Origin of the sequence: Rhizobium altiplani (assembly GCF_001542405.1) — a bacterium.
Classification (GTDB): domain Bacteria; phylum Pseudomonadota; class Alphaproteobacteria; order Rhizobiales; family Rhizobiaceae; genus Rhizobium; species Rhizobium altiplani.
On record NZ_LNCD01000022.1, the window covers coordinates 1 to 4,118 of the forward strand.

Below are 4,118 nucleotides of genomic sequence, written 5' to 3' on the forward strand. Positions count from 1 at the left end.
GTGAGCGCAACGAATGGCCCACGGCTTTCGTGATTTGACTAAATAGGTTTCTGGCTTTCTGGCTCTCGGTCAGAACTTCTGCTTTGCCCGCTTCGGCATAAAATAGGTTCGGATATTGACGAGTGCTTCGGCGACGGCAGCAGCATCCTGGTGGGTCGCTTTCCGTTTTACCTCGCCGAGCTTGCGGATCGGCGCAATGATATCCCCAGTGACGGCATGACCTCGAAGGACAGGCTGCCAAAGCCTTGGCGCGTGTCGTGTTCCAATGAGAAAGCAGATGTCCCAATCAAATGGATCAAGGGTCTGATCATCGATCTGGGTGAACCTTGGCCGGTGGTCTTTCGGTCTCTCGGAAAGGCTTGCAGATATCCGATTATACTCTGCAACGATCGTCTGCACGGCCCGATGTTCGGTTGTTTCCATCGGCAGGTTTAGGGCATCCGGGCCGGTCAGTTCCGGGATCCATTGCCGTGGGTCGATGAACCTGGGGCCGATGATGAGGGCCGTAAGATAACCATCGAGTCTGCTCATTGACCAGATAGGCGATGGCGGACGACGTCTCCTGATAAAGGCTTCGAATGCGTCGTCATCGAGCTTCGGTCGCGGCGTCATCTCCTGGCTGTTCTGTGTCATGCCGCTTGTCGCTCCTGCTGTGTCATCGCTTCGCGTTCCGCCTTCCAGGCCCAAGGCAAAAGGCTCTCCATCTCGTTGGCTTTCACTTTGCCGGAGATGATGCGCTCCAGCACATCGGCAAGCCAGACGTCGGGGTCCACGCCGTTAAGCTTTGCCGTGTTCACGAGCGATGCCAGGACAGCGAAGGTCTTTCCACCCCGCTCGTTGCCCACGAATAATGAGTTCTTTCTCGTCAAAGCCACGGATTTCATGGAACGCTCGACGACATTGGAGTCCACCTCGATCCGGCCATCCTCTAGAAAGGCTGTCAATCCGCTCCAGTGGTTGAGCATGTAAGTGACTGCCTTGCCAAGTGCCGATTTCGACGACACCTCGTCGCTCAGTTCGGTGAGATGGACCTTCAGTTCTCTCATGATGGGAGCTGCCTCACGACGCCTGCCGCTAAGCCGGGTATCTTCATCTTCCCCTCGTAGTTTTGCTTCGATGCGATAGATTTCGGCAATCCTGGCAAGGATCGACAAGGCCTCCGAAGAGCCGGTCAGTTTGACGACGTCAACGAACTTTCGCCGTGCATGAGCGAGGCAGAAGGCCAGCCGCATGGGGGCAACGTTGCTCTTGCCGCGTCGTTTGACCATGGTTTTATAGGCTTGATATCCATCAACCTGAAGCACGCCGGCGAACGACGACAGTTGCCCCTCGATCTCGCGAGCGCTGCGGCTTTCGGCAAAAATGTAGGCCACCGCCGGCGGCGCCGGACCGTTCCATGGCCGATCGTCAACCGCTTGTGCCCATAACTGGCAGACCTTGGTTCGTTTGCGCCCCGGATCGAGGCGCGGAAGTGGCGTCTCGTCACAGAACACCCTCGGCTGCGAGCGGATGAAGGCGGTGAGTGCATCGTAGAGAAGTTCGAGCCACCAGGCGACCCGCGTGACCCATGCCCCGAGCGTACCGCGATCAATGATGACGCCGCAGGAGGCCAGCATCTGCGCCTGGCGATGCAGCGGCAAATGCCAGGCAAACTTCGAAACGGCGACATGGGCTGCAAACGCCGTGGTCACCATGCCGCCGTCCATGATGCGTGCTGGTGCGGGTGCTTGCACGATGCCACTCTCGCAAGCCCGGCATGCATAGCGTGGCCGGATCGTCCGTTTCACCCGGACTACTGCAGGCACGATGTCGAGCGCCTCGCTGACATCAGTGCCGATGCAATGAAGTTCGAACGAACAGCAGGGGCAAGTCTTGCTCGCTGGCTCGATGAGCTCGTCATAACGCGGAAGGTGTTTCGGCAAACGGCCGATATTGCGGGCTGGCGATCGCCGTGCCTGCGTTTTGTCTTCATCGACCGGCGCGACATCGTCATTGGCAGCAACGGGAATGTCGCCTAGATCGCCAAGATCGAGCATTGCCTGCGTTGGATCGATCGTCGTCATCTTCTCCGATTTCGTCCCGAAGAGCTGGCGCTCAAGGAAGGCAACGCGCGCCTTGAGATCGGCATTCTCTTCGTCGAGCGAGAGAATGATCCGGGTCAATTGCGCAGCATCCTGGGGCAAGGGATCGGGTCGAAGCGGCATGACAGACCCTACCACACGGGTCTGAATCTTCAAGCAAAACCAATAGGATCAGCCTGCTTTTGAGGGCCTCCTCACCGCGTTTCGTTTGACGCGCGTCCAGTCAATGCCGGCCAGCAAAAGCGAGAACTCCTGGGCACTCATCTGCATAGCGCCATCGCGGATCGGAGGCCAAACGAACTTGCCCGCCTCCAACCACTTCGTCGCTAGGATCATGCCTGATCCGTCCCAATAAATGCAGCGAAGCCGATCAAGACGCTTGGCGCGGAACACGAACACGTCGCCACAATAGGGATCGGCCGCAAGGGCTGACGCCACCAAAGCTACCAGGCCATTCATGCCGCGCCGGAAGTCGACGGGTTGCGTCGCAACCATGATCTTCACGCCATTTGGCGAAACTCCGATCACCGGCGCCCTCGCAACGCCGCTACCATCGCCTGCGCCAGTTCAGGCGCTACCGAGCCGATGACCGTCATGCGTGCGCCCGCAATCTCGATCTCAATTCGGCCAGCGAGAACCTCTGGGGCATTCGATGGCGAGCCTTCGTGTCGTGCGCCATCCCCAACCACTGTCACCGGCACGAACACGGCAGGCGGCAAACTAGTCTTTGCCGACCGTTGAGAGGTTAGTCCGGCTTCCCGTCGCCACACATTCAGCAAGCCGCGATTGACGCCCCAGCGCCTCGCAACAGCCGAAATGTTCACTTCAGGTTCTGCGCTCTCCGCGAGAATCCGCGCCTTCTCCTCGTCAGTCCAATTCCGCCGCTGCCGCCGACCGGTGATCACCTCGATCCGCCGATACTTTCCCTCATGCCTGGCTTCATGCATGCCTTCATCCATGACTTCAAGCATGGCATCAGCGCGATCTCCAACCATCCCGGTCCACTCCTATCAATGATAGAGCTTATCTCGAGGCCTCATTCACAAAAGAAAAGGTGGGCTGTTCGTCGCGCTCACGTTACAAACACATGATGTGCGGTATCTGGCGCTCCAACAAATCACTCAACTGCTTTTTATTCATTAAAATTTATAGACGGGATACAAGCGAAAAAACAGACGCTAAACTACGGCGTCGACTCATAAACTCTGGCACCATATTCTTGTTGCGACGAGCTTTACAGCGGCGAGGTAGTTTTCCGGGCGCTTGTCATATCGGGTTGCGATGCCTCGGAACTGCTTGATCCTGTTGAAGAACCGTTCCACGAGATTACGTTGCCGATAGACCCAGCGCGAAAATACGAAAGAGCCCTTGCGATTACTCTTCGGCGGGATGTTGGCCCAGGCCTTTCTCTCGGCGGCCTTTGCCCGTATGGCATTCGTGTCATAACCCTTGTCGGCCAGCAGGATGTCCCCCTCGCCAAGCTCATCCGTCAGCGCGTCGGCTTCGGCACAATCGGCGATCTGTCCACCAGTCAGACGCAGATTGACCGGGCGACCTTCGGCATCGACGAGCGCATGGATTTTGCTCGTAAGGCCGCCGCGGGAACGTCCCATGCCACCATCGTCTCCATCCCTTTTTTTCCCGTGGCCGCGTGCTGGTGAACGCGGACACAGGTCGAGTCGATCATGACGATGTCGCCATCGTAGGCCTTGGACACCGCTTCAAGAAGCCGATCCCATACCCCGGCTTTGCGCCAGCGGACGAAGCGGTTGTAACAGGTCGTCGGCGGGCCATAGCGTTCCGGAACTTCCGCCCAAGGCGAGCCCGTTCGAAACCGCCAGAGGATGCCATTCAGTACCCGCCGATCATCAACGCGGGCAACGCCGCGTGGCTTGTTGGGTAACAACGGCGATATAATCGACCATTCGTGGTCAGTCAGTTCGTAGCGACGACGTGTCATCAAATGCTTCCCTATTTCGAAGCCTTGAATCACGCCGGTCGATAAATGCCAAGAAATTTTATGAGTTTACGCTGTAG

General features: G+C 57.8%; 5 protein-coding genes. All 5 read right to left on the bottom strand.

Annotation, left to right across the window (positions count from 1 at the left end; all coding sequences use genetic code 11):
- Nucleotides 1-69: 69 nt before the first annotated feature.
- The gene (locus tag AS026_RS04255; RefSeq protein ID WP_062368490.1) at nucleotides 70-633 is read right to left on the bottom strand and encodes a UPF0149 family protein; all 564 of its coding nucleotides are present in this window, start codon (nucleotides 631-633) and stop codon (nucleotides 70-72) included.
- Nucleotides 630-2,204: an IS66 family transposase gene (gene tnpC / locus AS026_RS04260; protein WP_028749712.1), complete on the bottom strand. Its 1,575-nt coding sequence runs from the start codon at nucleotides 2,202-2,204 to the stop codon at nucleotides 630-632. Before tnpC ends, AS026_RS04255 begins: the two co-directional genes overlap by 4 nt.
- Before the next feature lie 48 nt (nucleotides 2,205-2,252).
- A complete protein-coding gene (gene tnpB, locus AS026_RS04265; RefSeq protein ID WP_028749713.1) occupies nucleotides 2,253-2,609 on the bottom strand; it encodes an IS66 family insertion sequence element accessory protein TnpB in 357 nt (118 codons plus the stop codon).
- Nucleotides 2,606-3,076, bottom strand: coding sequence for an IS66-like element accessory protein TnpA (gene tnpA / locus AS026_RS04270; RefSeq protein WP_062368489.1), 471 nt, complete (start codon nucleotides 3,074-3,076; stop codon nucleotides 2,606-2,608). Before tnpA ends, tnpB begins: the two co-directional genes overlap by 4 nt.
- 201 nt (nucleotides 3,077-3,277) lie before the next feature.
- A protein-coding gene (locus AS026_RS39255; protein WP_100248102.1) for an IS5 family transposase occupies nucleotides 3,278-4,041 on the bottom strand; the annotation gives its coding sequence in 2 pieces (ribosomal slippage) (nucleotides 3,278-3,714 and nucleotides 3,714-4,041; 765 coding nt in all).
- Between the last annotated feature and the right edge of the window lie 77 nt (nucleotides 4,042-4,118).

Coding starts and splice junctions, on each gene's coding strand:
- AS026_RS04255 (WP_062368490.1), bottom strand. CDS start 633: ATGACACAGAACAGCCAGGAGATGACGCCGCGACCGAAGCTCGATGAC.
- tnpC (WP_028749712.1), bottom strand. CDS start 2,204: ATGCCGCTTCGACCCGATCCCTTGCCCCAGGATGCTGCGCAATTGACC.
- tnpA (WP_062368489.1), bottom strand. CDS start 3,076: ATGGTTGGAGATCGCGCTGATGCCATGCTTGAAGTCATGGATGAAGGC.